This window comes from Pseudomonas sp. DWP2-2, from assembly GCF_049897065.1.
GTDB classification, from domain to species: domain Bacteria; phylum Pseudomonadota; class Gammaproteobacteria; order Pseudomonadales; family Pseudomonadaceae; genus Aquipseudomonas; species Aquipseudomonas paracarnis.
On sequence record NZ_JAFCVN010000007.1, the window covers coordinates 1 to 26,052 of the forward strand.

General features: G+C 60.7%; 27 protein-coding genes. All 27 read right to left on the reverse strand.

The window, feature by feature from the left end:
* Positions 1–535: 535 nt before the first annotated feature.
* The gene (locus ACP7CZ_RS16695; RefSeq protein WP_294167003.1) at positions 536–739 is read right to left on the reverse strand and encodes a cold-shock protein; all 204 of its coding nucleotides are present in this window, start codon (positions 737–739) and stop codon (positions 536–538) included.
* Between the two features lie 782 nt (positions 740–1,521).
* On the reverse strand, positions 1,522–2,658 hold the full coding sequence (flhB, locus tag ACP7CZ_RS16700) for a flagellar biosynthesis protein FlhB (protein WP_054920172.1): 1,137 nt from the start codon (positions 2,656–2,658) through the stop codon (positions 1,522–1,524).
* Positions 2,659–2,661: 3 nt separating this feature from the next.
* A complete protein-coding gene (fliR, locus tag ACP7CZ_RS16705) occupies positions 2,662–3,447 on the reverse strand; it encodes a flagellar biosynthetic protein FliR (RefSeq protein ID WP_034126792.1) in 786 nt (261 codons plus the stop codon).
* Positions 3,448–3,451: 4 nt separating this feature from the next.
* Positions 3,452–3,721 (reverse strand): flagellar biosynthesis protein FliQ, encoded by a 270-nt coding sequence (fliQ, locus tag ACP7CZ_RS16710; RefSeq protein ID WP_003192936.1) that lies wholly within the window; start codon positions 3,719–3,721, stop codon positions 3,452–3,454.
* Positions 3,722–3,725: 4 nt separating this feature from the next.
* Positions 3,726–4,469: a flagellar type III secretion system pore protein FliP gene (gene fliP / locus ACP7CZ_RS16715; RefSeq protein WP_003192937.1), complete on the reverse strand. Its 744-nt coding sequence runs from the start codon at positions 4,467–4,469 to the stop codon at positions 3,726–3,728.
* Entirely contained in the window at positions 4,469–4,903 is a 435-nt protein-coding gene (gene fliO, locus ACP7CZ_RS16720) for a flagellar biosynthetic protein FliO (RefSeq protein WP_294166987.1), read from the reverse strand. Before fliO ends, fliP begins: the two co-directional genes overlap by 1 nt.
* 1 nt (position 4,904) lies before the next feature.
* On the reverse strand, positions 4,905–5,372 hold the full coding sequence (gene fliN, locus ACP7CZ_RS16725; RefSeq protein ID WP_003192941.1) for a flagellar motor switch protein FliN: 468 nt from the start codon (positions 5,370–5,372) through the stop codon (positions 4,905–4,907).
* A gap of 43 nt (positions 5,373–5,415) precedes the next feature.
* Complete coding sequence (fliM, locus tag ACP7CZ_RS16730; RefSeq protein WP_014719344.1) at positions 5,416–6,384, reverse strand: flagellar motor switch protein FliM; 969 nt, start codon at positions 6,382–6,384, stop codon at positions 5,416–5,418.
* 9 nt (positions 6,385–6,393) lie between these two features.
* Positions 6,394–6,894 carry a flagellar basal body-associated protein FliL gene (fliL, locus tag ACP7CZ_RS16735; protein ID WP_019818373.1) on the reverse strand — a complete coding sequence of 167 codons (501 nt, stop codon included), beginning with the start codon at positions 6,892–6,894 and terminating at the stop codon, positions 6,394–6,396.
* Positions 6,895–7,156: 262 nt separating this feature from the next.
* Complete coding sequence (locus ACP7CZ_RS16740) at positions 7,157–8,461, reverse strand: flagellar hook-length control protein FliK (RefSeq protein WP_197901372.1); 1,305 nt, start codon at positions 8,459–8,461, stop codon at positions 7,157–7,159.
* A gap of 84 nt (positions 8,462–8,545) precedes the next feature.
* Positions 8,546–8,893: an Hpt domain-containing protein gene (locus ACP7CZ_RS16745; protein WP_014719347.1), complete on the reverse strand. Its 348-nt coding sequence runs from the start codon at positions 8,891–8,893 to the stop codon at positions 8,546–8,548.
* A 30-nt stretch (positions 8,894–8,923) separates the two neighbouring features.
* The gene (locus ACP7CZ_RS16750; protein WP_197901371.1) at positions 8,924–10,642 is read right to left on the reverse strand and encodes an ATP-binding SpoIIE family protein phosphatase; all 1,719 of its coding nucleotides are present in this window, start codon (positions 10,640–10,642) and stop codon (positions 8,924–8,926) included.
* Complete coding sequence (locus tag ACP7CZ_RS16755) at positions 10,639–10,944, reverse strand: STAS domain-containing protein (protein WP_034126788.1); 306 nt, start codon at positions 10,942–10,944, stop codon at positions 10,639–10,641. Before ACP7CZ_RS16755 ends, ACP7CZ_RS16750 begins: the two co-directional genes overlap by 4 nt.
* Before the next feature lie 183 nt (positions 10,945–11,127).
* Complete coding sequence (gene fliJ, locus ACP7CZ_RS16760; protein ID WP_003192954.1) at positions 11,128–11,577, reverse strand: flagellar export protein FliJ; 450 nt, start codon at positions 11,575–11,577, stop codon at positions 11,128–11,130.
* Between the two features lie 3 nt (positions 11,578–11,580).
* Positions 11,581–12,939, reverse strand: a complete 1,359-nt coding sequence (gene fliI, locus ACP7CZ_RS16765) for a flagellar protein export ATPase FliI (RefSeq protein WP_034126786.1) — start codon at positions 12,937–12,939, stop codon at positions 11,581–11,583.
* On the reverse strand, positions 12,929–13,693 hold the full coding sequence (gene fliH / locus ACP7CZ_RS16770; protein ID WP_054920178.1) for a flagellar assembly protein FliH: 765 nt from the start codon (positions 13,691–13,693) through the stop codon (positions 12,929–12,931). Before fliH ends, fliI begins: the two co-directional genes overlap by 11 nt.
* 10 nt (positions 13,694–13,703) lie before the next feature.
* Complete coding sequence (fliG, locus tag ACP7CZ_RS16775; RefSeq protein WP_003192957.1) at positions 13,704–14,720, reverse strand: flagellar motor switch protein FliG; 1,017 nt, start codon at positions 14,718–14,720, stop codon at positions 13,704–13,706.
* On the reverse strand, positions 14,713–16,488 hold the full coding sequence (fliF, locus tag ACP7CZ_RS16780) for a flagellar basal-body MS-ring/collar protein FliF (RefSeq protein WP_014719351.1): 1,776 nt from the start codon (positions 16,486–16,488) through the stop codon (positions 14,713–14,715). Before fliF ends, fliG begins: the two co-directional genes overlap by 8 nt.
* Positions 16,489–16,504: 16 nt before the next feature.
* Complete coding sequence (fliE, locus tag ACP7CZ_RS16785) at positions 16,505–16,834, reverse strand: flagellar hook-basal body complex protein FliE (protein ID WP_003192959.1); 330 nt, start codon at positions 16,832–16,834, stop codon at positions 16,505–16,507.
* Between the two features lie 261 nt (positions 16,835–17,095).
* A complete protein-coding gene (locus ACP7CZ_RS16790; RefSeq protein WP_070415488.1) occupies positions 17,096–18,472 on the reverse strand; it encodes a sigma-54-dependent transcriptional regulator in 1,377 nt (458 codons plus the stop codon).
* Between the two features lie 7 nt (positions 18,473–18,479).
* Complete coding sequence (locus ACP7CZ_RS16795; protein ID WP_096143465.1) at positions 18,480–19,691, reverse strand: sensor histidine kinase; 1,212 nt, start codon at positions 19,689–19,691, stop codon at positions 18,480–18,482.
* 110 nt (positions 19,692–19,801) lie between these two features.
* Entirely contained in the window at positions 19,802–21,274 is a 1,473-nt protein-coding gene (locus tag ACP7CZ_RS16800; protein WP_034126784.1) for a sigma-54 dependent transcriptional regulator, read from the reverse strand.
* A gap of 169 nt (positions 21,275–21,443) precedes the next feature.
* Positions 21,444–21,740, reverse strand: a complete 297-nt coding sequence (locus ACP7CZ_RS16805) for a flagellar protein FliT (RefSeq protein ID WP_034126783.1) — start codon at positions 21,738–21,740, stop codon at positions 21,444–21,446.
* 25 nt (positions 21,741–21,765) lie between these two features.
* Positions 21,766–22,170 (reverse strand): flagellar export chaperone FliS, encoded by a 405-nt coding sequence (fliS, locus tag ACP7CZ_RS16810; protein WP_054898643.1) that lies wholly within the window; start codon positions 22,168–22,170, stop codon positions 21,766–21,768.
* Between the two features lie 139 nt (positions 22,171–22,309).
* Entirely contained in the window at positions 22,310–23,701 is a 1,392-nt protein-coding gene (fliD, locus tag ACP7CZ_RS16815; RefSeq protein WP_060764474.1) for a flagellar filament capping protein FliD, read from the reverse strand.
* Positions 23,702–23,781: 80 nt separating this feature from the next.
* Positions 23,782–24,132, reverse strand: a complete 351-nt coding sequence (locus tag ACP7CZ_RS16820) for a flagellar protein FlaG (RefSeq protein WP_060764473.1) — start codon at positions 24,130–24,132, stop codon at positions 23,782–23,784.
* A 74-nt stretch (positions 24,133–24,206) separates the two neighbouring features.
* Complete coding sequence (locus ACP7CZ_RS16825; protein WP_060764472.1) at positions 24,207–25,682, reverse strand: flagellin; 1,476 nt, start codon at positions 25,680–25,682, stop codon at positions 24,207–24,209.
* Positions 25,683–26,052 lie beyond the last annotated feature (370 nt).

Below are 26,052 nucleotides of genomic sequence, written 5' to 3' on the forward strand. Positions count from 1 at the left end.
CGGTTCCCTCGATCATTCCCACGCTCTGCGTGGGAATGCCGCCTGGGACGCTCCGCGTCCCGAGCCAGGCGCACGACTTGAGCACTCTGCAAGGGTGACGCAGAGCGTCACGCGATGCGTTCCCCACGCGGGAGCGTGGGAACGATCAAGAGGCTTGATACCTGAGGCTAGAACAATAACGCGGTTCCCTCGATCATTCCCACGCTCTGCGTGGGAATGCCGCCTGGGACGCTCCGCGTCCCCAGCCAGGCGCACGACTTGAGCACTCTGCAAGGGTGACGCAGAGCGTCACGCGATGCGCTCCCACGCGGGAGCGTGGGAACGATCAAGAGGCTTGATACCTGAGGCTAGAACAATAACGCGGCTCCCTGGATCATTCCCACGCTCTGCGTGGGAATGCCGCCTGGGACGCTCCGCGTCCCGAGCCAGGCGCACGACTTGAGCACTCTGCAAGGGTGACGCAGAGCGTCACGCGATGCGTTCCCACGCGGGAGCATGGGAACGATCAAGCCAGCTCCCACATGTGATTCAGTTTTTAAACTGGCCGCACATTCTCAGCCTGAGGGCCTTTAGGCCCTTGCGTGATGTCAAATTCTACTTTTTGGTTTTCCTCCAGGATTTTTTGCCCCTGCGACTGGATTGCCGAGTAATGGACGAAAACGTCATCCCCGCTATCCTCCAGGGCAATAAAACCAAACCCCTTCTCCGCGTTAAACCATTTCACAGTACCCGCTGCCATTGCCGATCTCCTTACACTCACTCAGAACCCAACCCACCCCGGTGATGCACCCTGACGGGCAACGCATAGATGCCCTTGGGCCGATGGACCATTTGAAACCTCAGTTGCTTACCCACCGACAGCGCTGTGCAACGCCAATCCTTGCGATTGATAAATACCTCTTCTGCCTCATCATCCAATTCGATCAGCCAATCGCCCCTGACCCAGTCATAGGATTTGACAGTTCCTGTAGCCACCTTCAATCCCGCTCTCCCTGCATCTCGTTTACTACATACGCGCAGTGTTTGGTTCAGTCATAGAACAACGGGAAACATCCTTTGGCTACTGTCAAAGTTGACAGGTAGACGTGAGCTGCCGATGGGTGGTAGCGGTGGAACAGCAGAAGATTCATGCATCCGAGGGTTTCTTGCGCTTGCGGGGTTTTCGCGGTTTGGGAGGGGTGGGTGGAACGTTACCGTGTTGAGCGCCTGTCGACTGAACGGCAACCTCGTTGCCATCGCGATCCCGGGCAATAAAGCCGATGCCTTTGACCGCATCAAACCACCTGACCGTACCCCTATCCATCACCGCCTCCCGAGTCGTGCAGAGCTGCACGCCTCATCGCTGTATCAAACAGTGAAGGCGGCGTAATGGCTACTGTCAAAGTTGACAGGTAAACAGCACACCACTGTAGGAGCGAGCTTGCTCGCGAAGGTGGGTAACGATAACGCGGTAAGTCAGGATGAACGCGGCGACGGTGAGTTTTTCGCGAGCAAGCTCGCTCCTACAGTGAGCAGCAGCGTTCAGGAATCGCGACGCAGGTCCGGCGGGATCGGCAAATCCTTGAGCGGATCAGGCCGCTTGCCCTTGCCGGCGCGGTATTGACGGATTTGGTAAACGTAGGCCAGTACCTGTGCAACGGCCAGGTACAAGCCGGCCGGGATTTCCTGGTCCAGATCGGTGGAGTAGAAAATCGAGCGCGCCAATGCTGGCGACTCCAATAACAGAATGTCGTTGGCCACCGCGATTTCGCGGATTTTCAACGCGGTAAAATCACTGCCCTTGGCCAGCAGCATCGGTGCGCCGCCCTTCTCCGGGTCGTACTTAAGCGCTACGGCGTAGTGAGTCGGGTTGGTGATGACCACATCGGCGTCGGGCACCGAGGCCATCATCTTGCGCTGGGACATTTCCCGCTGCAGTTGGCGGATGCGTTGCTTGACCTCGGGGCGGCCTTCCTGGTCCTTGTGCTCGTCGCGCACTTCCTGCTTGGTCATCAGCAGTTTCTTGTGGCTTTCCCACAACTGGATCGGCGCATCCACGGCGGCGATGAGGATCAGCCCGGCCGCCATCCATAGCGCACTCCAGCCCACCACTTGCACGCTGTGGATGATCGCTGATTCCAGCGGCTCATGGGCAATGCGCAGCAAATCGTCGATGTCGGACGACAACACCGCCAGCGCCACGAACAGAATCAGGAAAAACTTGGCCAGGGCCTTGAGCAATTCCACCAGGGCCTTGGCGGAAAACATGCGCTTGAGCCCCGCCCCCGGGTTCATGCGGCTGAACTTGGGCGCCATGCTGCCCGCGGCAAACAGCCAACCGCCGAGGGCCACCGGGCCGATCAGCGCGGCCAGCAACAAGGTGATCAGGATCGGCTGCACCGCCAGCAGCGCGATTTTGCCCGAGTGCAGCAGGTACTGGCCCATGGCATCGGGGTTGAGCAACACTTCGCGCGGCAAGCTGAAGTTGTGCTTCATCATCTCCAGCAGGTCCAGCGCCAGGCCACCGCCGTAGATCAGCAAGGCGCCTGCACCGGCGATCATGGTGGCGAAGGTGTTGAGCTCTTTGGAGCGCGCGATCTCGCCCTTTTCCCTGGAGTCCTTTTTACGTTTCTCCGTGGGGTCTTCTGTTTTGTCCTGACCACTCTCGCTCTCGGCCATGGCTCAGCGCGCCCGTGCCAGGTCACGTAAGAACTGCAAGGCATCGGTGGCCAGCGGTTGATACTGATTGAGAATGTCAGCCAGGCCGACCCAGAAAATCCCCATACCCAACACCAGGGTCAGCGGGAAACCAATCGAGAAGATATTCAGTTGCGGCGCCGCACGGGTCATCACGCCGAAGGCGATATTGACCACCAGCAGCGCAGTGATCGCCGGCAGCACCAGCAACAGCGAAGCCCCCAGTACCCAGCCGAGGCGCCCCACCAGCTCCCAGAAATGGTTGACCACCAACCCCGAGCCCACCGGCAAGGTGGTGAAGCTTTCGGTCAAGACTTCGAACGCCACCAGATGACCGTTCATGGCCAGAAACAGCAAGGTCACCAGCATGGTCAGGAACTGCCCGATCACCGCCGCCGACACGCCGTTGGTGGGGTCGACCATGGACGCGAAACCCATGCCCATCTGGATCGAGATGATTTGCCCGGCGATCACAAACGCCTGGAAGAACAGCATGAGGGAAAACCCCAGCATGGCGCCGATCAGAATCTGTTCGGCAATCAGCAGCAAGGCGCTCAGGTCGAGGGCGTTCACCGGCGGCATCGGCGGTAGGCCAGGCACGATTACCACGGTGATCGCCACCGCGAAATACAGGCGTACACGACGCGGAACCAGGGTGGTGCCGAACACCGGCATGGCCATCAGCATCGCCGTGACGCGAAACAGCGGCAGGATGAACGAGGCCACCCAGGTACTGATCTGGGTGTCGGTCAAGGCCAGCAACGATTGCATCGGCTCAGCCGATCAACTGCGGAATACTGCCGTACAACTGCAGGATGTATTCCATGAAGGTTTGCACCAGCCACGGGCCGGCAACGATCAGGGTCACCAGCATCACCAGCAGGCGCGGCAGAAAGCTCAGGGTTTGTTCGTTGATCTGGGTGGCCGCCTGGAACATCGCCACCAGCAGGCCCACCAACAGGCTCGGCACCACCAGCACGGCGACCATCAGGGTAGTCAGCCACAGCGCTTCGCGGAACAGGTCGACGGCGACTTCTGGCGTCATAGCGCTATACCCCTCCGAAACTGCCGGCCAAGGTGCCAATAATCAGCGCCCAACCGTCCACCAGCACAAACAGCATGATCTTGAACGGCAACGAGATGATCAGCGGCGACAGCATCATCATACCCATGGCCATCAACACGCTCGCCACCACCAAGTCGATGATCAGGAACGGGATGAAGATCATGAAACCGATCTGGAACGCGGTCTTCAATTCGGAGGTGACGAACGCGGGTACCAGGATGGTCAGCGGTGCCTGGTCCGGGGTGGCGATGTCGGTGCGCTTGGACAGGCGCATGAACAGCTCAAGGTCGCTGGAGCGGGTTTGCGACAGCATGAAGTCCTTGATCGGGCCCTGGGCCTTGTCGATGGCATCCTGGGCTGTGAGCTTTTCCGCCAGATAAGGTTGCAGGGCTTGCTGGTTCACCTTGTCGAACACCGGCGCCATGATGAACAGTGTCAAAAACAGTGCCATGCCGGTGAGGATCTGGTTCGACGGCGTCTGCTGCAGGCCCAGGGCCTGGCGCAGGATCGAGAAGACGATGATGATCCGCGTAAAGCTGGTCATCAGCATGACGAACGCTGGGATGAAACTCAGCGCCGTCATGATCAGCAGGATCTGCAGGCTGACCGAATATTCCTGGGCGCCCGCCGCGTTGGTGCCCAGGGTGATCGCCGGGATCGACAACGGGTCGGCGCCCAGGGCCATCGGCGCGGCCAGCAACAGCATGAGCGTCAACAAAACGCGCATTACTTCTTATCCTTCTGATCCTTGCCCAGCAACTCCATCAGGCGCTGGGCGAATTCTGGCGTGGCGGCTTCGGTCTTGACCGCGTCCACCGGGGTCTTGAGTACATGCAGCGGGATGATGCGGCCGGGGGTGATGCCGAGCAGGATCTGCTCTTCGCCCACCTGCACCAGCACCAGCCGATCACGCGGGCCGAGGGCGCGCGAGCCCACCAGCTCTATCACTTGGCCGTTGCCCGGGCCGATGCGCTGCACGCGGCGCATCAACCAGGCCAGCAGGAAGATCAGGCCGATCACCAGCAACAGGCCCAGCACCAGTTGCGTCAACTGCCCGCCGACGCTGCCGACCGCTGGCGCCGCAGCCACCTGCGCCACCGGCTCAGCCGCCAAGGCGCTCAATGGCAGCGCCAGCAACAGTCCCGCCATCGAGTACTTCATCTCAGCGCAACTTCTTGATGCGTTCGCTCGGGCTGATCACGTCGGTCAGGCGGATGCCGAACTTCTCGTTGACCACCACCACCTCGCCATGGGCAATCAGGGTGCCGTTGACCAGCACGTCCAATGGCTCGCCGGCCAGGCGGTCCAGTTCGATCACCGAGCCCTGGTTGAGCTGCAAGAGGTTGCGGATGTTGATTTCGGTGCTGCCCACTTCCATGGAAATCGACACCGGGATGTCGAGGATCACATCCAGGTTCGGACCATCGAGGCTCACCGGGTCGTTGTTCTTCGGCACGCTGCCGAATTCTTCCATGGCCAGGCGGTTGCCGGCCGGCGCGGTGGCGGCGTCGGCGGCCAGCAGCGCGTCGATGTCGTCCTGGCCAACATCGCCGGTTTCTTCCAGGGCCGCAGCCCACTCGTCAGCCAGGGCCTGGTCTTCGGCGGAAGTGTTTTCGTGTTCGGTAGCCATTACATGTCCTCGGCGCAGCAAACAATCATGAATTGGGGTTGAATCAGCGGCGGTTGATCGGCTCAACCACTTGCAGCGCCAGGTTGCCCTTGTGGGAACCGAGCTTGACCTTGAATGACGGCACGCCGTTGGCGCGCATGATCAACTCTTCCGGCAAGTCGACGGGGATGATGTCCCCAGGCGCCATGTGCAAAATATCCCGCAGGCGCAACTGACGGCGGGCCACGGTGGCGCTCAGCGGCACGTCGACGTCCAGCAGGTCTTCGCGCAGGGCCTTGACCCAGCGTTCGTCCTGATCGTCGAGGTCGGACTGGAAGCCGGCGTCGAGCATTTCGCGCACCGGTTCGATCATCGAGTAAGGCATGGTCACGTGCAGGTCGCCGCCACCGCCATCGAGTTCGATGTGGAAGGTCGACACCACAATGGCCTCGCTGGGGCCGACGATGTTGGCCATGGCCGGGTTCACTTCCGAGTTGATGTACTCGAAATTGACTTCCATGATCGCCTGCCAGGCTTCCTTCAAGTCGATGAAGGCCTGCTCCAGCACCATGCGTACCACCCGCAGTTCGGTGGGGGTGAATTCACGCCCTTCGATCTTGGCGTGACGGCCGTCGCCACCGAAGAAGTTGTCCACCAGCTTGAACACCAGCTTGGCGTCGAGGATGAACAGCGCGGTACCGCGCAACGGCTTGATCTTGACCAGGTTGAGGCTGGTGGGCACGTACAGCGAGTGCACGTACTCACCGAACTTCATCACCTGCACGCCGCCCACGGCCACGTCCGCCGAGCGGCGCAGCATGTTGAACATGCTGATGCGGGTGTAGCGGGCAAAGCGTTCGTTGATCATCTCCAGGGTCGGCATGCGTCCCCGCACGATGCGATCCTGGCTGGTCAGGTCATAACTTTTGACGCTGCCGGGTTCGGCAGCCATTTCGGTCTGTACCAGACCATCGTCCACGCCATGCAACAGCGCGTCGATTTCATCCTGGGACAGCAGGTCTTGCACGGCCATGTCGTGATCCTACTGCAATACGAAGTTAGTGAAGAGCGCCTGCTCGACCACGACTTTGCCGAGTTCTTTCTGGGCCACTTCCTGCACGCTGGCAGTGACCTTCTGGCGCAACATTTCCTGGCCGACTGGCGTGGCCAGGCTGTCGAAGCTCTGCCCGGAGAACAGCATCACCAGGTTGTTGCGGATCACCGGCATATGCACCTTGAGGGCATCCAGGTCCGCCTGGTTGCGCGCCAGCAAGGTGATGCTCACCTGCAGGTAGCGTTGACGACCATTCTGGTTGTAGTTGGCGACAAAGGCCGGAAGCATCTGCTCGAAGATTGCCGGTTGCTTGACGTTCGTGGCAGTTTCGGCGGTGGGCGCCGGTTTGCTCGCACTGCTGTGCATGATGTACCAGGTGCCGCCCACCGAGGCACCGATCGCCAGGAGCAGGCCCAGCACAATCAACAGGATCAGCTTGAGCTTGCCTTTGCCTGCGGGGGGAGTTGCTGCGTCGTCGCTCTTCGCCATGCCAATAATCCGTCACTATTCGGGGATTCGTAGATCTATGGCAAGGCAAGAGCAAGTGTTATGCCAGAGTTGTCTGGCAGGCGCAGGAAGATGATCGTTCCCACGCTCTGCGTGGGAATGCATCTTGTGACGCTTCGCGTCACCGTGCGCAACGGTCGAAAACATCGCCGACTTCGGGACGCGGAGCGTCCGGGGTGGCATTCCCACGCAGAGCGTGGGAACGATCAGCCAGCTCCCACATTGACCGGGTTTGAGCAGGAAGTCAGGCGTAGTAGTCGACGGCGCTGGAGCCGATCACGCTCTGGCTCACGGGCGCTGCCACTTCGGCCACATCCACAGGGCCACCGGCGTCGCCGCTGTCAGCGCGCCTGCCGCTGCTACTGACGCCTCGCGCCTGGCTCTGCTGTTGCTGCTGGTCCTGGCCCCGCGACTGGTCGGAGACATTCACATCCACCTGCCCCATGCCCTGCTGGGCAAACATCTCGCGCAAACGGCCAGACTGGCTTTCCAGCGCTTCACGCACCACCGCATGGCCGCTCATGAAGTTGACCTGGGCCTGCTGGTCCGCCGTCATGTTGACCTTGATGTCCAGGCGCCCCAGCTCAGCGGGCTGCAACTGGATCTCAGCCGACTTGAGGTTGGCGCTGGACAGATACATCACGCGGTTGACCACCTCCTCGGTCCAGCCGCTCTGGTGCATGGCCAGGGGCGCATTGGGGACGGGCGGCAAGGCATTCGCGGTTTTCGGCGTGGCCGCCTGGGTCAGCGCAGCCAGGCGGTTGGCGAAGTCATCCACACGGGTGTCGCTGCTGGCGTTCTTGAGGTCCTTGAGGCCGTCATCGATCAGCGCGCCGAAGGCCTTGTCGCCTCCCTGGTCGGTGCTGTCCTTGGTGGCTTGCTGGTCGACCATGTTGGCCAGGCCGGCGGCAAAGCTCTGCGCGGCGGTCGGCTGGTCCTGAGTGGTGGGCGCGGCTTTCTGCGGCGCCTGGCTGCTGGCCGAGACATGACCGCCCTGCTCCATCGCCAGGCGCACGGCCGGCATCGAATCCAGCGGGTCGGCCTCAGGGTCGAAGGTTGGCTGCTTGGGCTCCTCGGTTACCGCGATGAGCGGCTGGGCGTTGTCATCTGCGGCCGTGACGGCAGGCGCTTGTACGGGCACAGGCACCGCCGCAGGCGTCACGGTAGCAACCAGCGCCGGGTCGGCAACCGGTTGCAACGCCAGGGACGGGTCGGCAGGTTGCTCGCCTTCACTGTCAGCGTGGTCGTCGCTCTTGGCCGGCTTGGCAGGCAAGGGATTGCCGCTATCGGCAACCGCTGGCGAGCTGGCGGCAGGTTTATCGTCGCCGGCGGCCGGTTTGGCGCTGGCATCAGAAGCCTTGTCGCGCACCGGTTTGGCTGGCGCGTCGTCGCTCTTGGCCTGCGGCTTGGCAGCTTGTTTGGCAAACACTTGAGCGAAGCCAGCGCCCTTGTCCCGCGGAGCCGCAGGCGCTACCGCAGGCGTGGCGGCAGGCGCTTGAGGCTTGGCCGCAGCGGCAGCCTGAAGAAGCGAATTGGGGGCGACTGGCATAAGTAAGGGTCTCCACTGCATGGGGTCGGGGATGCAGTCTGTGGAGGTAGAGCAAGAGTCGGGCCAAGTCAGGCCGATAAAATATCAAACCCCAGAAAACCGCTCCCGTTCATGCTCATAAAGCGGCCGAACCAGCGCAAACTCACGATCAATCTGATCCACCAACGCCCCCAAGTCGGAAGCAGACTTGAAGGACTCGGTCTCCAACCGCTCACACAACGTTGCCAACCGCAGCGCCCCCAAGTTGCCACTGCTGCCCTTGAAGCTGTGTGCGATGCGCCCCAACGTCTTGGCGTCGTCCCGCGCCTTGCGCAGCGCTTGCACGCGCTCTTCAGAATCATGCAGAAAGGTGTCCAGCAGCGTGGGGTATTCGCTTTCCATGACTTCCTGCAAACCCGACAACACCTCGGGGTCCATATGAATCTCAGCCACTTGCTCGCTCCTTGATCAAGAATCGGCGGATTATGCCAGAGCCGCCCAACAAAACTCCACGCAGACAGTGCGCCCGCCATCGGACCAGCCTACAGCGCTGCTCAGTTGACGCACCAAGCTCAGTCCCCGACCAGACAGACGGTCGATGTCCACGGGGCGCGCCAGCTCTTGCTCCACATCAAAACCCTGCCCGCTGTCTTCGAGGCGCAAGGTCAGTTTGCCGCCCTTGTCGGTGGGCACCACCTGCATATGCACGCGCACATAGCCGCTGTCCAACTGCGCCAGGCGCTCATGGCGCTGGCGATAATACTGCGCAAACCCTTGGGCATCGCGCTTGAGGCGTGAGTCCAGGCCCAGCACGCCATGCTCCAGCGCGTTGGAATACAACTCGGCCATCACACTGTAAAGCGCTCCGCTCTGCTCGCGCAGGCCGTGGATCTCCAACAGCAGCTGCAGCAGGTACGGCAGCGGGTTGTAGGTCCTGAGCGTCTGGGCGCGGAATTCGAAACTCACCGACCAATCCAGCGGGCATGACTGGCCGCTGTCGGCATACATCGGTTCTGCCGCCCGCAAGGGTTGGCCCGCCTGCAACGTGATCTCGACCATGCTGACGTCATCGCGCGCCTGGCCGCGAAAGGCCGCCAGGGCCTGCTCGATGTCCTCGAACAGGCGGTCGGGCTCGCGGTTGGCGGCGAACACCCGCTGCAAGCGCTCGGCACCGAACAGTTGATCGTTGGCGTCAGCGGTGTCCAACACGCCGTCGGAGAGCAGGAATACCCGGTCGCCCAACGCCATGGGCCAGACCTCGGTGCTGTCATCGAACGCCTCTGCCGACAACACCCCCAAGGGCAGGTGCCGCGACATCAATGGCGTGCGCCTGCCCGTGGCGACTTCATGCACATAGCCTTCGGGCATGCCGCCGTTCCACACCTCCACCGCACGCCGCTGGGCGCTCAGGCACAGCAAGGTGGCACAGCAGAACATGTCTACCGGCAGGATACGCTTGAGCTTGGCGTTCATTTCCCGCAGGGTCTGCGTGAGGCCATAGCCCTTGGCGGTCATGCCGTAGAACACCTCGGCCAGGGGCATGGCGCCGATGGCGGCCGGCAAGCCATGGCCAGTGAAATCCCCTAGCAGCACGTGCATATCGCCGGACGGTGTGTAGGCCGCCAGCAACAGGTCACCGTTGAACAACGCATAAGGCGATTGCAGGTAGCGGATATTCGGCGCGGCGTTGATGCAACCGGAATGGGCGACCTTGTCGAACACCGCCTTGGCCGCCCGCTGCTCATGCATCAGGTGTTCGTGATGCCTGGCGATCAGGTCACGCTGTTGCAAAACCGTGGCTTGCAGGCGGCGCAGGCGGTCCATGGCGTTGATCTTGGCCGCCAGGATCAAGGGGTTATAGGGCTTGGGCAGAAAGTCATCGCCGCCGGCGTCCAGGCACTGGGCCAGGGCTTCGCTTTCGCGCAGCGACGTGAGGAAGATGATCGGCACCAGCGCCTCCCCCGCCAGTTGCTTGATCTGCCGCGCGGCTTCAAAGCCATCCATGACCGGCATCAGTGCGTCCATCAACACCAGTTGCGGACGCTCGCGGGCAAACACCTCAATCGCTTCGGCGCCATTGCTGACAGTCAGCGCCTGATGGCCCTGGCGGCGGATGATGCTCGCCAGCAACAGGCGGTCGGCGGCGCTGTCTTCGGCGATCAGGATGGTCAGCGCCTCCAGGACAGGGGCCAGGACGCTCAATTGATATCGAACAGTTTGTCGAAGTTGGAGATGGCGAGGATCTTGCGCACGTCGTTGCTGCTGTTGATCACTCTGACTTCGGCGTCATCACCGCCGGCATGATCCCGTAGCAACAGCAGCATGCCTAGGGCTGAACTGTCCATATAGGTGGCATCCTTGAGGTCGACGATATAGGTCTCGGGGACCTTGTAGAAACGCTCGTAGGCTTCCCGAAACGCCTGGTGACTGCCGAAATCGAACCGGCCCTTGATTGCGATCGTCAACTTCTTCCCGTCCAGGGATACTTCTGACTCGACTGACATGTGACTGCTTCCTTGTCATTGCACTAGACACAAGGTGTAGCAGTTGAAGCGCATCTGAGCAACACAGTGAATCAACTGTGGGAGCTGGCTTGCCTGCGGTGGCGGCGTGTCAGCCACTGAATCTTTAACTGAACCACCGCCATCGCAGGCAAGCCAGCTCCCACACTGGATTTGTGGTGCCGGTTAGAACTGTTCTGGGCGGGGAAGGCGCTGGGACAATTCATCGAGCAGTTTTTGCTCGCGCTTGTCTTCGATGGCTCGCGCTTCGTCGATGTAGCGCTGCACCAGCTTGCGCAGCCCCTCGACCCGGGCAAACGCCTGTTGCCAGGCCTCGCGGGCTTTGTCGAGGTTGGCCTCGTGCCAGGCCAGGCTCTGGCGTTGCTGGCCGACGGCGGTTTCAAGCTGATTGAGAAAGCCCTGGTACCCCATCAACCACTGGCCGGAAACACCCTGGCTGCCGCGCTCGATCCACTGTTGTTGGTACTCGCCACGAAAACGCTCCAGGTCGCCCAGCTTGCTTTGGGCCAACCGCACCTGGCCCTGGAAGTAACCCAGGCGCTGTACGGCGGCTTTCTCGGCCTTTTCGGCCATGTCCACCACCGGGGCCAGGCGTGCGGCGCGGCTGTTGGCCATGGCTTAGCCGCCCGGCGCCGGGGCGAAGATGGACTGCAAGTGCGACTGGCTCTCGCCCATGGTGATCTTGTCGTTGAGACCCTGGCGCAGGTAGGTCACCAGTTGCGGCTGCAAGGCGATGGCCAGGTCGGTGTCGCGGTCGCCACCGGCCACATAGGCGCCGACGCTGATCAGGTCACGGCTTTGCTGGTAACGCGACCACAGCTGCTTGAACTGCTGGGCACGGGCCATATGCTCCGGCGTGACCACCGCCGGCATCACCCGGCTGATGGACGCTTCGATATCGATGGCTGGGTAATGCCCCTCTTCCGCCAGGCGCCGCGACAGCACGATGTGGCCGTCGAGCACACCCCGGGCCGAGTCGGCAATCGGGTCCTGTTGATCGTCGCCTTCAGACAACACGGTGTAGAACGCGGTGATCGAGCCGCCGCCGGCTTCGGCATTACCGGCACGCTCTACCAGCTTGGGCAGCTTGGCAAATACCGACGGGGGGTAACCCTTGGTCGCGGGCGGCTCACCGATGGCCAAAGCGATCTCGCGCTGGGCCTGGGCGAAACGCGTGAGCGAGTCCATCAGCAACAGGACGTTCTTGCCCTTGTCGCGAAAATATTCGGCGATGCGCGTGCAGTACATCGCCGCACGCAGGCGCATCAGCGGTGCATCGTCTGCCGGAGAAGCGACGACAACAGAACGCTTGAGCCCTTCTTCACCGAGGCTGTGCTCGATGAACTCCTTCACTTCGCGGCCCCGCTCGCCGATCAGCCCCACCACAATGATGTCGGCCTCGGTAAAGCGCGTCATCATGCCCAGCAATACCGACTTACCCACGCCGGTACCGGCGAACAGGCCCAGGCGCTGGCCGCGACCGACCGTCAATAAACCGTTGATGCTGCGAATGCCCACGTCCAGCGGCACGCTGATGGGGTTGCGCTTGAGCGGGTTGATGGTAGGGCCGTCCATCGGCACCCAGTCTTCGGCCTTCATGCCGCCCTTGCCGTCCAGCGCACGACCGGCCCCGTCGAGTACGCGGCCCAGCATGCTCATGCCCATGGGCAGGCGGCCAGTGTCGGCCAGCGGCACCACGCGGGCGCCGGGGGCAATGCCGGTGAGGCTGCCGACCGGCATCAGGAAAATCTTGCTGCCCGAAAAGCCCATCACCTCGGCTTCGACTTGCACCGGGTGGTAGCTGTTGTCGTTGATCACCAGGCAGCGGCTGCCCATTGCGGCGCGCAGGCCTTCGGCTTCGAGAGTCAGGCCGACCATGCGCAACAAACGCCCTTCAAGAACCGGCTGGCCGGGCAACTCAGTGGCCTCGGCGTAGCTGCCCAGGCGCTTGGCGAAGCTCGTGCGATCAAGGCGCATCGGTGGCGTCCAGGTCAACGCTCAGGTCAGGCTCGGCGGGGTGCAGGGCTTGTTCATGCAGTTGATCGAACAACTTGGCCATGATCTGGCTGATGCGGGTTTCCACCGTTGCATCGATGCGGCTGTGCTCGGTTTCGACACGGCAACCACCTGGCTGCAACGAAGCGTCTTCGACGATGCGCCAGGTTTCTTCATGGCGCTCGCGCAGGGCTTTGACCTGTTCGAAATCCTGGGGGTTGATGTACAGCCGCACATTGCCGACGCCCAGGGGCAGCAGCTTGAGGGCTTCGCGCATCACGCCTTCGATCTGGCTGGAATCGAGCACCAGTTCGCGCTGGATCACTTGGCGCGCGATGTGCTGCACCAGGCCAACCATGGATTTTTCCAGCTGCGAGTCCTGTTCGGCGATAGGGTCGAACAGGTTGCCCATCAAGCGCTCCAGGCTACCCAGCTTGGTGGCCAGCGCCGCCTCGGCTTCCTGGCGAACCTTGAGGGTGGTGCTGCGAAAACCGTCTTTTTCCCCCGCCGCGAAGCCTTCGTTGTAGGCCTCCTGACGAATGGTTTCCAGCTCTTCGAGGGTCAGTGGCTGGACTTCATCCAGTGGCACTTCTTCCATCTCTGCCGGAGGTTCTTCAACCGGTTCAGGCTCGGGCTCCGGCACATGGGGGTCGAAACTGGGCAGCGACCAGATGTCGAAGCCGCCGACATCCCGCGCGCGAATCAGATCGCTGGGCGCCTCATCTTTAGTCGACATGCAAGGCGCCTTAGATCATTTCTTCGCCGCCCTTCCCGCCGAGAACGATTTCTCCGGCTTCGGCCATACGGCGGGCAATGGTGAGGATTTCTTTCTGGGCGGTTTCCACGTCGCTGACGCGCACCGGGCCCTTGGCTTCCAGGTCGTCGCGAAGCAATTCGGACGCACGCTTGGACATGTTCTTGAAGATCTTTTCTTTGACGTTTTCGTCCGAGCCCTTGAGCGCCAGCACCAGCACGTCCGAGGACACTTCGCGCAGCAGCGCCTGGATGCCACGGTCGTCGACATCGGCCAGGTTGTTGAACACGAACATCAGGTCTTCGATCTGGCCGGACAGGGTGTCGTCGATCTCGCGGATCGAGTCCATCAACTGGCCTTCGACCGAGCTGTCGAGGAAGTTCATGATGTCGGCTGCGCGCTTGATGCCACCCAGGGTGGTGCGCGAGGCGTTGGAATTGCCGGAGAACTGCTTCTCCAGAATGGTGTTGAGTTCTTTGAGCGCCGCCGGTTGCACAGTGTTCAGCGACGACACACGCAGGATGATGTCCAGGCGCACTTTATGGTCGAAGTGGCCAAGCACTTCGCCGGCCTGGTCCGGGTCCAGGTAGGCCACCACGATCGCCTGGATCTGCGGGTGCTCGTAGCGGATCACGTCGGCCACTGCCCGCGGCTCCATCCACTTGAGGCTATCCAGGCCGCTGGTGTTGCCACCCAGCAGGATGCGGTCGATCAGGCCGTTGGCCTTGTCTTCGCCCAGGGCCGAGGTGAGCATCTTGCGAATGTAGCTGTCGGATCCGACGCCCAGGCTGGTCTGGTCGCCGACGATCTCGACGAACTCGCTCATCACCTGCTCGACTTGCTCGCGGTGCACATTGCGCATCTGCGCCATGGCCACGCCCACTCGCTGGACCTCTTTAGGGCCCATGTGGCGCAGCACTTGAGCAGCGTCGGTTTCACCCAGGGACAGCAGCAGCACGGCGGCTTTGTCGACCCGGGACAGCTTGGCCACAGCGGCTCGATCATTCATCTGCGTTAATCCACTCTTTCACGACCTGAGCCACACGGCCCGGGTCTTCTGCCACCAGACTCTTGATTGCGTTCAACTGAGCGTCATAGCCTTCGCTCGGGCTTGGCAACAGGATGCTTTGCGGGCCGCCGAGGCTGACGCGGTCGTTGGCCAGTTCGCCGTCCAGGCCGCCCATGCCACCCAACTCGACGTCGCCACCGGCCAGCGCCAGTTGCTTCTTGCCGCCGCCAGTGATGTTGTTGAGCACCGGGCGCAATACACCAAACACCAGCACCAGGATGAACAGCACCCCCAGCACTTGCTTGACGATGTCCCAGAACCACGGCTGGGTGTAGAACGCCGGGTCAGCGATCACTTCACCGCGCTCGGCGGAGAACGGCATGTTGATCACGCTGACGCTGTCGCCACGGCTGGCGTCGAAGCCAACAGCGTCCTGCACCAGACGAGTGAAGCGCGCCAGTTCGTCAGCCGTCCAAGGCGCACGGGTCACCGCGCCGTCCGCAGGGTTGACCTTGACCTGGTCATCGACCACCACCGACACCGACAGGCGATTGATCTTGCCCTGCTGCTGCTTGGTGTGGCTGATGGAACGGTCGAGTTCGAAGTTCTTGGTGGACTGGTTACGCTTGTCCGCAGGGTATGGCGCAAGCATCGGCTGGCCGGTGGCCGGGTCCATGATCTGCTGGCCGTTGGCGTCCAACAGCGGCTGGCCAGGCTGGATCGCGCCAGCCGTGGCGGCGGCGCCACCAGTGGTTTGCGGTGCCGAGGCCGGCGCGGGTGGCTGGTTGCTCAGGGCGCCTGGCACACCTTGGGGGCCATTGCTGGCGGTGCGTTGTTCGCTGGTGGACTGCTCGCTGCGCAGGGCCGGCTGGTCCGGGTTGAACTGTTCGGAGGTGGACTCGACGGCGCTGAAGTCCACGTCGGCCGACACTTCAGCCTTGTAGCGGTCGTTGCCCAGTACCGGTTGCAGGATGTTATGCACGCGCTGGGTGAGCATGCTTTCCATGCGGCGGCTGTAGTCGAACTGCTTGCCGGCCTGGGTCAGCGCGGAGTTTTCGGCCATGTCGGACAGCAGGTTGCCCTTCTGGTCCACCACGGTGATTTGCGACTTGCTCAATTCGGGAACACTGGTTGCCACCAGGTTGACGATCGCCAGTACCTGGCCAGGCTCCAGGGAGCGGCCAGCAAACAGCTCGACCAAGACCGAGGCGCTGGGCTTGCGTTCGTCACGCACGAACACCGAGCTTTTCGGAATCGCCAGGTGCACACGGGCGGCCTTGACGTTATTGAGGCTGGAAATGGTGCGCGCCAGTTCGCCTTCCAGGCCACGACGATAGCGGGTGGCTTCCATGAACTGGCTGGTGCCCAGACCCTGGTCCTTGTCGAGGATTTCAAAACCAATGTTACTGTCGGACGGCGCCACGCCAGCGGCGGCCAGTTTCATCCGCGCGCGGGCTACGTCATCAGCCTTGACCAGCAAGGCGCCGGAGTTGGGCTCCACGGTGTAGGCGATGTCGGCGGCGGCGAGGGTTTCCATGATCTGCTTGGAATCCATGCCCGACAGGCTGCCGTACAGGGGGCGGTAATCGGGTTGCTGCGACCACAGCACCACGGCAAAACCAATCGCCACGCTGGCGGCCAGGCCCACCATCAGGCCCACCTGACGCAGCATGGTCATTTCCGAGAGGTTTTCCAGGAACGACAGGCCAAACAACGGCGGTTTGCCGTCGGCCTTGGCGGGGAGGTTGTCGGAGACTGCTTCAGCCATGACTTAAATCTCGTCCTTAAACCGGCATCTGCATGATGTCTTGATACGCCTGAACCAGCTTGTTACGTACTTGGGTCAAGGCTTGGAAGGACACACTGGCCTTTTGCGAGGCGACCATCACATCGGTGAGGTCCACGCCGCTTTTACCGATCTCGAAGGCCGTCGCCAACTGGCTGGACGCCTGCTGGGTATCGCTGACTTTATTGATTGCCTGACCGAGCATGTCGGCAAAATTGCTTTGGCCCAATTCCGGCGCTGGCGCGACGGATTTCGGTTGAGCCATGGCATCCATTTGCATGGCGCGCATATCCAACATCAACCGATTGAACTCAATACCCTGGCTCATGACCTTCTCTCTCCGACGACCCGCAATTTTTTGACACTACGCAGCGGTTACTAGGGGTGGTAGCAACAAGGGTGCCAGCTCTGGAGCAACTCGTAAGAAAAGGCGACAAAGCTTGTCGAACTTGTTACCGCACGTTTTTGGTAGGAGCGAGCTTGCTCGCGAAGAACTCATGGACGCCGCGAGCATCCAGGAAGCACGCGTTATCGTTGACGTTTTTCGCGAGCAAGCTCGCTCCTACAAAAAAACGGTATGGGCGCGAAGTCAGGTGGCGAACAGATAGGCTTCCACATCCATACCGGCGTCGCGCATCTGCGCCAGCTTGTAGCGCAAGGTACGCGGGCTGATGCCCAGGCGCTCGGCCGCTTCTTTGCGGCGGCCACGTTCAGCGCGCAGGGTGTCGATGATCATCTGGAATTCGCGGCGGCGCAGGTCATCGCCCAAGGCACCGGCTGATTCAGCCTCGACGACCACTGGAGCCGGGGCCAGGCTCGGCAACGGCGCAGCGCCATTGCCCATGGCCAGGCAGAAATCCTGCGGCTGGATCAAACCGCCCTGCTGCAAAATCAGCGCACGCTGGATCGCGTTGTCCAACTCGCGCACGTTGCCCGGCCATGGGTAACTGACCAGGCACGCCTGCGCCTCGGGCGATAAACGCGCCTGGGCATGCTTCATTTTTTTGACGTGGTTGTTCAGCAGGCGCTCGGCCAGGGGAATGATATCCGCCGGGCGCTCACGCAATGGGCGCCAGGCCAGCGGGAACACCGACAACCGGTAGAACAGGTCTTCACGGAAGCGCCCCGCCGCCACTTCACCCGCCAAGTCGCGGTTGGTGGTGGCGACCACGCGGATATCCAGCTGGATCGGCTTGCGTGCGCCCACGCGCTCCACTTCACGCTCCTGCAATACCCGCAGCAACTTGGCTTGCAGGCCCAGGGGCATTTCCGAGATTTCGTCGAGCAGAATGGTGCCGCCGTCGGCTTGTTCGAACTTGCCGGCCTGGGCCGCGATGGCGCCGGTGAACGAGCCCTTTTCATGGCCAAACAAGGTGGCTTCCAGCATGTTGTCGGGGATCGCCGCGCAGTTGATCGCAATGAACGGTTGTTTGGCACGGCCCGATTGCTGGTGGATATAACGCGCCAGCACTTCTTTACCGGTGCCGGACTCGCCGGAAATCAGCACAGTGGAATCACTGCGCGCCACCCGCGCTGCCAGTTCCAGCAATTGCGCGCTGGCCGGCTCAAAGGCAATCGGGCCATCGCCGTCGGCTGCGGGCATCACGCCCAGGGCATGCCGGGCGACCAGTTCGATCAACGCCTTGGGTTCGAACGGCTTGACCAGGTAATCCGCCGCGCCCTGACGCATGGCATCCACCGCCCGCTCCACCGCGCCATGGGCGGTCATCAGCAGCACCGGCAGTTGCGGCTGGCGCACCCGCAGCAGGCCGAGCAACTGGTGGCCGTCCATGCCGGGCATGTTGACGTCGCTGACCACCAGGCTGAAGGTTTCCTGCTCGACCGCCTCCAAGGCTTCCTCGGCAGAGCCGACCGCACGGTAGTCATGGCCCGCCAACAGCAGCGTGTCAGCCAATGCTTCACGCAGGGCGCGATCGTCTTCCACCAATAAAACCTTGATAGCCATCATCCTCTTACTCCGCGCTTGCCGCGCTGGAAAACAGCGGCAAGGTCATCAATGCACAGGTGCCACGCCCCAGGCGCGAACGCAGCTGCAATTGTCCCTGATGGGCACGGGCCACTGCCTTGACCACGGTCAGGCCCAGGCCAGTGCCGTTGGTCTTGGTGGTAAAAAACGGCTCGCCCAGGCGCTGCAGCACCTGCGGGGCGATACCGCTGCCGCTGTCGCTGACGCACAGACGCAGGGTTTGTCCGCGGCTATACAGGTGCACTTTCAGGCGCGCCCCGGGGCCACTGGCCTGGGTAGCGTTTTCGATCAGGTTGAGCAGCGCGCCCACCAGGGTGTCGCGGTTGCACAGCAATTCGCCCTGGTGGCTGTCGCACTGCCAGCGCAGGTTGGCCTCCTGCACATGGGTCGCCGCTGCCGCTTGCAGCGACTGCATCAAACCGGCAGGGGTAACGCGATCGGTCAGCGGCAGTTCGCCGCGGGCAAATACCAGCATGTCACGTACTTGGTGTTCCAACTCATGCAGGCGCTCCTTGAGGCGCCCGGCAAAGCGTTGGTGGGTGGCCGCTGGTAATTGCTCGTCAGTCAAATGGCTGGCGTAGATCAATGCCGCCGACAACGGCGTACGAATCTGATGCGCCAAGGAAGCGACCATCCGCCCCAGGGACGACAGCCGCTCATGGCGAGCCAACTGATCTTGCAGGTGCCGGGTTTCTGTCAGGTCATTGAGTAGCACAAGCTGGCCTGGCTCGGCGTCCAGGGAACGGGTCGCAATGGACAGCCGGCGCCCGTCCTTGAGGGAGACTTCGTGGCCGTCGTCTTCACGGGGGGCAAAACAGCGGGTGATGACTTCACGCCACAGCTCGCCTTCCAGCGGCAAGCCAAGCAGGTCGCAGGCCGCCGGGTTGGCTTCGCGAACGCGGCCTTGGTCGTCGATGACGATCACGCCACCGGGCAACAGGTCCAGCAAGTTTTGCAGACGGTTGGCCAGACGCTCTTTCTCGGCCAGCTCTTGCATGCGCTGGGCGCTGACCACCGCCAGTTCGCCTTTAAGCTCGGAAACCCGGGCCTCAAGCAGACTGTAGGAGTCGGTCAGCTGGCTCGACATCTGGTTGAACTGCGAGAGCGCGTGCTCCAGGCCCTGGCGGGTCGGCGGCTCTACAGGCGAAACCAGCCCCTGGATGGCAGGGGCCGAAGATAGTTGGGCGGCGTGGGGCATGATGCTCTCTCGCTTGGCTGACCGTCAGTTAAACGGAACGTTGCGAGGGCTGTAGCAATACCCGTGCCGAAAAAAAACCACCTATAAATCAGGTAGTTGAAAAACAGGCGTCAATCATCCGCCTGTTCATCACCTTCTTTGCGGCTCATACCGTACTTGCGCATCTTCTCCACCAGGGTGGTGCGACGGATACGCAGGCGCTCGGCGGCCCGGGCGACGATGCCGTTGGCATCATCCAGCGCCTGTTGGATCAGGCCTTGTTCCAGGTTGCCGAGGTAGTCCTTGAGATCCAGGCCTTCGGGCGGCAACATCGCGCTAGCGCCGAAGTCTGGAGTATGGCCGTTGATTGCCACGCGCTCTTCCATGTCGCTGCGCAGGCTGTCCATCTGCTCGTCCTCGTCGTCGACGTAGCGGAATTTCTTCGGCAACTCGACCACGCCGATCACCCCGTACGGATGCATGATCGCCATGCGCTCCACCAGGTTGGCCAGCTCGCGGACGTTGCCCGGCCAGCCGTGGCGGCACAGGGACATGATTGCCGCGGAGTTGAAACGAATGGAGCCGCGCTTCTCGTGCTCCATGCGCGAGATCAGTTCGTTCATCAGCAACGGGATGTCTTCCACGCGCTCGCGCAGCGGGGCCATCTCGATGGGGAATACGTTAAGGCGGTAGTACAGGTCTTCGCGGAAGCTGCCAACCTCGATCATGCTTTCGAGGTTCTTGTGGGTGGCGGCAATGATGCGCACGTCCACGCTCTGGGTCTTGTTGCTGCCCACGCGCTCGAAGGTGCGTTCCTGCAATACGCGCAGCAGCTTGACCTGCATCGGCAACGGCATGTCGCCGATTTCGTCGAGGAACAGGGTGCCGCCATTGGCCAGCTCAAAGCGCCCGGCACGGCTGGTGATCGCCCCGGTAAAGGCGCCCTTCTCGTGGCCGAACAATTCGCTTTCCAGCAGCTCGGCCGGGATCGCCCCGCAGTTGACCGGCACAAAGGGCCCGTCGCGACGCTTGGAGTGATAGTGCAGGTTGCGCGCGACCACTTCCTTGCCGGTGCCCGACTCGCCGAGGATCAGCACGCTGGCGTCGGTGTCGGCCACTTGCTGCATCATCTGGCGCACGTGCTGGATGGCGCGGCTGGTGCCGACCAGGCTGCGGAACAGGTTGGGTTCACGGTGACGGCCGCGCTCGCGGGCCTGGTCGTACATCTCGCGATAGACCTGGGCACGGTGCAGGGAATCGAGCAATTTGCTGTAGCTGGGCGGCATTTCCAGGTTGGATAGCACGCGGCGGCGCTGGTCTTCCGGCAGGTCCACGGAAGAAATATCGCCCATTAGCAACACCGGAAGGAACTCATCCCAGGTAGACAGTGTCTTTAACAGGCCCAGAACTGCGCCAGGAGCGTTTACCGTCCCGATCAATACACAAATGACTTCACGGCTCGACGACAACGAGCTGACCGCCTGCTGCCAATCGTGGCTGCCGCAGGGCAAATTTTCTTCACCGAGAAAATTTAAAATCACCGCTAAATCGCGGCGGCGGACGCTATCGTCATCGATCAGCAGAATTTTGGTTTCACGCCACATGCAATAGCAACTTCCCTAGTAAAACTTCCTGCCCCGGAATGAGGGCAATCAAGACGTCTGTAAGATTTCTTACCTTCTAGACGTCTGAAATCTGAAAACAGCACTAGTTAAGTCAAAAATGATGGCATAGTCAAATATATGACGCGCCGTTCGGATTAACTGCGCCCTTTCAACCGAACAGATGGTAAACCTTTGACGCATTTTTCGCTTGGTTGATCTGCGACATCTCTTCGAAAATCGCCTGGCGCTCGCCGGTCGTCACCTCAAGCAACTGCTGGTAAACCGCCAACAGGCTTTCCAGCTTTCCACGCAGCGCATCCTCATCCACCGGCGCTTCGCTCAGCACCTGATCGATCACACTGCGGCAGCCCAGGTCGAGCTCGCTGATGGCATCCCAGTTGCGCGCAGCCAGCGCGTCGACCAGGGCTTCACGGGTTTCATCAATGCGTTGCAGTGCGTGGCTCATGACGAGTTCCTCAAGGCCCGTGGCCTTATTCTGCTGCGCCTTGTGGCGCGCCGATAGCATCCCAGCCTTCTTTTACGGTAATCATCAAGCGAGCGACTTCGTCGATGATCTCGGCGTCGTTTTGTTGGTTAGCCTCCATCAACCGGTTGGTCATGTACACATAAAGGCTTTCCAACTGCTGAACATAAGCCGGGTTATCACTCTTTTCAGCGTCCAGGCCATCGCGCAGCCCGATAACGATGTCGATGGCCTTGCCGAGCATCAAACCCTTCTGTGCGATGTCACCACGCGCCAGGGCGCCCTTGGCCTGGGACATGCGATCCAGGCCGCCTTCCATCAGCATCTGCACCAGGCGATGCGGGCTGGCTTCGGAGATCTGTGCGTGGGAATTGACCTTCTGGTATTGGCGAAGGGCTCGCATAGGGTTCATGTTTCTACCTCGTGACAGGCGACAGCGAAAAGGATTCTAGTAACCAATATGTCGACTGGGCCGCAAAAAGCTTTAACACCGGTCGTCTTTCGGTACGAAAAGGCCAGGCAGGTTGCCTGGCCTTTTGCGTGAGTGGCGATCAGTTATTGGTTTTAGGGTTGTTCAAGGCATTGAGCGTGGTCATGACACTGGTGCTTTGCTGGCGCAGTTGGGCAACCAGGGTGTCCATGGCGTTGTATTTGGCGGAGAGGCTGTTGGTCAGCAGTTCCATGCGCTCGTTCAGGGTTTCCTGCTGCTTTGCGATGTCCTTGAGACTGTCGGTCAACGAGGTAGAACGCGTTGCCAGAACCCCGGTAGAGGCCTTGGCAAAGTCATCCGTTGCACTTTTCATGCGCGCCAACATGCCGTCTTTGCCGCTGAACATACTGTTGATGTCGGCTGCATTAGTCTTGACTGCAGCGTCCCACTTTTTGTCATCGATTGTCAGCAAGCCGGTGGTAGAGCTTGTGCTCACGCCAAATTGAGCCAACGACTTGAAAGTGCCAGTCCCCGAAAGGGTATTGAATTCATTGCGGATCGCCGCCTGCAGCGAACGCATGGTCGAGTCACCCGTCAATGCCGCAGCCGTTGTGCTGCCGTCAAGATTCTTGGTGACCTTGGTTTCGGCATTCATTGCGGAGATCAAAGCATTGTAGGTATCAACGAAGCCTTTGACCCCGGACTTGAGCGCCGTGTTGTTGGTACTGACGGTGATCAGCGTAGCGTTTTTATCGCCAGAGGTGCCCGTCTTGTAAGTCGAAGGCGCCACCAGCTTGATGTTCACACCACTGAGCGCGCCCTCGATACTGTTGGTCTTGGACACAGACGCAACACCATCAATGCTGTACAGCGCATCCTTGGGCAGATCGACGACCGTTGAACCCACATCCAGGCCGGAGGTGCCGGAAAGCGTAAGGTCGGAACCGGTACCCATGGTGGTAGAGGTCAGGATCAATCGGGAACCATTGGAGTCGGTCTGGATATTGGCACTGAGCCCGGAAGTACCAAACTGGGTATTGATCGAATCCCGCACCTGCTGCAAGGTCGCGCCGGCTGGAACATTGACGCTGTAATCCTTGCCCGACTGAGAGATGGTCAAGGTGGTCGGCTTATCCGTAGCGTTCACCACAGAAGAGGTGCCACCGGAGAAGTTCTTGCTGGATAATTTTGACGCCTGGGCCAACTGGTCAACGATCAGTCGGAAGCTGCCGTTCGAAGCTGTGTTATTGGCAGTCATGGTCGCCGTTTTTTCATCCGAGGACGAGCCGGTCAATCCGGTGAAACTACTGTCTTTGGTCATGGCGTCCAAAGCACTACGAAACGCATCCAGTGCCGCCTGAATCTTGCCGATCGAAGACAGCGTGGTGGTCGCCTTCTGGGACGCGGTATTGATCTGCGTCTGCTTGGGCACCTTTTCGGCGTCCACCAAGGACTTCACGATCGCTTGCGTATCGATGTTCGAACCGATACCACTTACCGTTGAACCCGCCATCATCTATCTCCTGTTCGGTGGCTGCCGTTATCTTGACTTATTACGCCTCAAGACCTGACAGCAACAAATTTCATGCCAGCTCACACCTTGTCGTCAAACAACACGTTGCTTGCGCTGGAAAGGTTCTGTGCCAGTTTCAACGCCGTTTCCGACGGAATCTGACGGATCACTTCACCACTGTCGGTGGCAATGACCTTGACCACGACCCGGTGGGTCGAATCGTCAATGGAAAAATCCAGGCTGCGCTGGGCAGCCTGGACGAATTCGCGAATGTCGGTTACTGCTTTTTCCAGGTCCGCGCGCTCAGGCTCTTTGCCGGTTGCCGCTACTTCCTGAGCCTTGCTGCTGTTTTGATCGGCAGTTGCCTTGGGAGGCGCGCCTTGAGGGGCAACCGGCGGATAAGACTGGTTCAGCTTTACACTCATGTCCATGTCCAATCTCCTCTAAACCGAAAAAACGGAAGGGCACGTAAACGCGCCCTTCCGTTAGTTACCAAGCGCGCTGATTACTGAAGCAGTTTCAGTACAGCGGATGGCAGTTGGTTAGCCTGCGACAGGATCGCGGTGGAAGCCGACTGCAGGGTTTGCTGCTTGGTCAGTTCCGCGGTTTCGGCAGCGAAGTCGACATCCTGAACGGTGGAACGCGCAGCGGTAGAGTTTTTCTGGATGTTCTGCAGGTTGTCTGCAGTGGTAGTCAGACGGTTCTGGGTGGCACCCAGACCCGAACGAACGCTGTCGATGGTGCCGATGGCCTTGTCGATAACCGACAGTGCGTTTTGAGCCATATCAGCGCTGGTCACATCAGTATTGGCGATGGTGGTTTTGGTGGAAGCAGCAGTGGTAGCCGCAGCTGCACCGAACAGCCCCCCAACACCATCCCCCGACAAGGAGTAACCCTTGGAGGAATCCAGCGATACTTGGCCGGTGGCAGTCATCTTGGTTGTATCGGACAGAGCGGTGCCTGCGCCGGTAGGGTATGCACCGGAACCATCTTTGGATTTGATAGTGATAGCGGCCGCACTGGCAGCGCCGGCTGCAACAGCACCAAACTCGATGTTCTCACCAGTATCGGACTTGACCGAAAGCGTTTTCTTGGCTTCGTCGAAGTTGACACTGATACCCAGCTTGGCGGCGTTGGACTTCAATTGATCAGCCAAGCCAGCCTGGCTAGTTACGCCCGTCATTGTGACAGTCTGGCCATTGACAGTCATTGAAAACGTGGCAGCAGCGGCAGGTGTAGCGCCCGTGGTAAACGCGGCATTATCAACTTCAATCTGAACTTCAGTGCTCGCGGTAGCTGTGAGGCCGCCAATTGCACCATTCATTTTGCTGGCGATACTCTGCGCCGAAGCACCAACCGGGACAGCAATTGCACTGCTCACCTGGCCATTACCGGTCACGGTAATAGTGCCAGCTGCACTGCCGATACCATTCTCGGTAGGAGTAATTGCAACACTCTTGATCTGCTGCGAACCAATATTGTTGGCGGCAACGTTTTCCAGGCTCAGGTTGATGGTTTCGTTAGCATTGGCACCCACTTGGATAGCCTTGGTGCCATACGAACCGTCCAACAGTTTCTGGCCACCGAAAGTGGTGGTTTGCGAGATACGGGTCAGTTCTGCGGTCAGGGCCTGGTATTCGTCGTTGTTCGACTTACGGTCGTCGGCGCTCAGGGAGCCGGTAGCCGAGGACAGGGCCAGGGTACGCATTTTTTGCAGGATGTCGGTCGAAGCCTGCATCGCGCCTTCAGCGGTCTGAGCGATGGAGATGCCGTCGTTCACGTTTTTTACAGCTTGGCCCAGGCCGTTGATTTGGCTGGTCAGGCGGTTAGCGATCTGCAGGCCGGCAGCGTCGTCTTTAGCGCTGTTGATACGCAGGCCGGAAGACAGGCGCTGCATGGAAGTGGCCAGGGCGCCGCCAGCTTTGTTCAGGTTGCCCTGAGTCGTGATGGAAGCAATGTTGGTGTTTACTGTTAAAGCCATGACGAAATCCTCGTTGGATGGATACTGCGGCTTCCGGCCCTGGCAACCGCCGGGTGTGGCCTGAGAACCTACGTAATAGTTATCGTCGTGGTAGCCGGTTGCTTGAGGGTTTTTTTGATTTTTTTTACTAGCCCTGTGCCAGCCCTTGTATTTCAACGGCTTATAGAGGCGTGAAACGCCAGTAATCACGGGTTACTGGCGCCAAAACTCCGCCTTCAAGACGCCCCCCCAGGTAGGAGCGAGCTTGCTCGCGAAGAACGTTAACGATGACGCGGGCATTCAGAATGCACGCGGCGCCCTCAGGTTCTTCGCGAGCAAGCTCGCTCCTAAAAAGGGGGCGCAAAAAAAACGCCGATGATCATTCGATCAT

What these genes read in the sequence shown, in the direction of transcription:
- ACP7CZ_RS16695 (WP_294167003.1), bottom strand. Translation starts at nt 739, where the DNA reads ATGGCAGCGGGTACTGTGAAATGGTTTAACGCGGAGAAGGGGTTTGGT.
- flhB (WP_054920172.1), bottom strand. Translation starts at nt 2,658, where the DNA reads ATGGCCGAGAGCGAGAGTGGTCAGGACAAAACAGAAGACCCCACGGAG.
- fliR (WP_034126792.1), bottom strand. Translation starts at nt 3,447, where the DNA reads ATGCAATCGTTGCTGGCCTTGACCGACACCCAGATCAGTACCTGGGTG.
- fliQ (WP_003192936.1), bottom strand. Translation starts at nt 3,721, where the DNA reads ATGACGCCAGAAGTCGCCGTCGACCTGTTCCGCGAAGCGCTGTGGCTG.
- fliP (WP_003192937.1), bottom strand. Translation starts at nt 4,469, where the DNA reads ATGCGCGTTTTGTTGACGCTCATGCTGTTGCTGGCCGCGCCGATGGCC.
- fliO (WP_294166987.1), bottom strand. Translation starts at nt 4,903, where the DNA reads ATGAAGTACTCGATGGCGGGACTGTTGCTGGCGCTGCCATTGAGCGCC.
- fliN (WP_003192941.1), bottom strand. Translation starts at nt 5,372, where the DNA reads ATGGCTACCGAACACGAAAACACTTCCGCCGAAGACCAGGCCCTGGCT.
- fliM (WP_014719344.1), bottom strand. Translation starts at nt 6,384, where the DNA reads ATGGCCGTGCAAGACCTGCTGTCCCAGGATGAAATCGACGCGCTGTTG.
- fliL (WP_019818373.1), bottom strand. Translation starts at nt 6,894, where the DNA reads ATGGCGAAGAGCGACGACGCAGCAACTCCCCCCGCAGGCAAAGGCAAG.
- ACP7CZ_RS16740 (WP_197901372.1), bottom strand. Translation starts at nt 8,461, where the DNA reads ATGCCAGTCGCCCCCAATTCGCTTCTTCAGGCTGCCGCTGCGGCCAAG.
- ACP7CZ_RS16755 (WP_034126788.1), bottom strand. Translation starts at nt 10,944, where the DNA reads ATGTCAGTCGAGTCAGAAGTATCCCTGGACGGGAAGAAGTTGACGATC.
- fliJ (WP_003192954.1), bottom strand. Translation starts at nt 11,577, where the DNA reads ATGGCCAACAGCCGCGCCGCACGCCTGGCCCCGGTGGTGGACATGGCC.
- fliI (WP_034126786.1), bottom strand. Translation starts at nt 12,939, where the DNA reads ATGCGCCTTGATCGCACGAGCTTCGCCAAGCGCCTGGGCAGCTACGCC.
- fliH (WP_054920178.1), bottom strand. Translation starts at nt 13,693, where the DNA reads ATGTCGACTAAAGATGAGGCGCCCAGCGATCTGATTCGCGCGCGGGAT.
- fliG (WP_003192957.1), bottom strand. Translation starts at nt 14,720, where the DNA reads ATGAATGATCGAGCCGCTGTGGCCAAGCTGTCCCGGGTCGACAAAGCC.
- fliF (WP_014719351.1), bottom strand. Translation starts at nt 16,488, where the DNA reads ATGGCTGAAGCAGTCTCCGACAACCTCCCCGCCAAGGCCGACGGCAAA.
- fliE (WP_003192959.1), bottom strand. Translation starts at nt 16,834, where the DNA reads ATGAGCCAGGGTATTGAGTTCAATCGGTTGATGTTGGATATGCGCGCC.
- ACP7CZ_RS16790 (WP_070415488.1), bottom strand. Translation starts at nt 18,472, where the DNA reads ATGGCTATCAAGGTTTTATTGGTGGAAGACGATCGCGCCCTGCGTGAA.
- ACP7CZ_RS16795 (WP_096143465.1), bottom strand. Translation starts at nt 19,691, where the DNA reads ATGCCCCACGCCGCCCAACTATCTTCGGCCCCTGCCATCCAGGGGCTG.
- ACP7CZ_RS16800 (WP_034126784.1), bottom strand. Translation starts at nt 21,274, where the DNA reads ATGTGGCGTGAAACCAAAATTCTGCTGATCGATGACGATAGCGTCCGC.
- ACP7CZ_RS16805 (WP_034126783.1), bottom strand. Translation starts at nt 21,740, where the DNA reads ATGAGCCACGCACTGCAACGCATTGATGAAACCCGTGAAGCCCTGGTC.
- fliS (WP_054898643.1), bottom strand. Translation starts at nt 22,170, where the DNA reads ATGAACCCTATGCGAGCCCTTCGCCAATACCAGAAGGTCAATTCCCAC.
- fliD (WP_060764474.1), bottom strand. Translation starts at nt 23,701, where the DNA reads ATGGCGGGTTCAACGGTAAGTGGTATCGGTTCGAACATCGATACGCAA.
- ACP7CZ_RS16820 (WP_060764473.1), bottom strand. Translation starts at nt 24,132, where the DNA reads ATGGACATGAGTGTAAAGCTGAACCAGTCTTATCCGCCGGTTGCCCCT.
- ACP7CZ_RS16825 (WP_060764472.1), bottom strand. Translation starts at nt 25,682, where the DNA reads ATGGCTTTAACAGTAAACACCAACATTGCTTCCATCACGACTCAGGGC.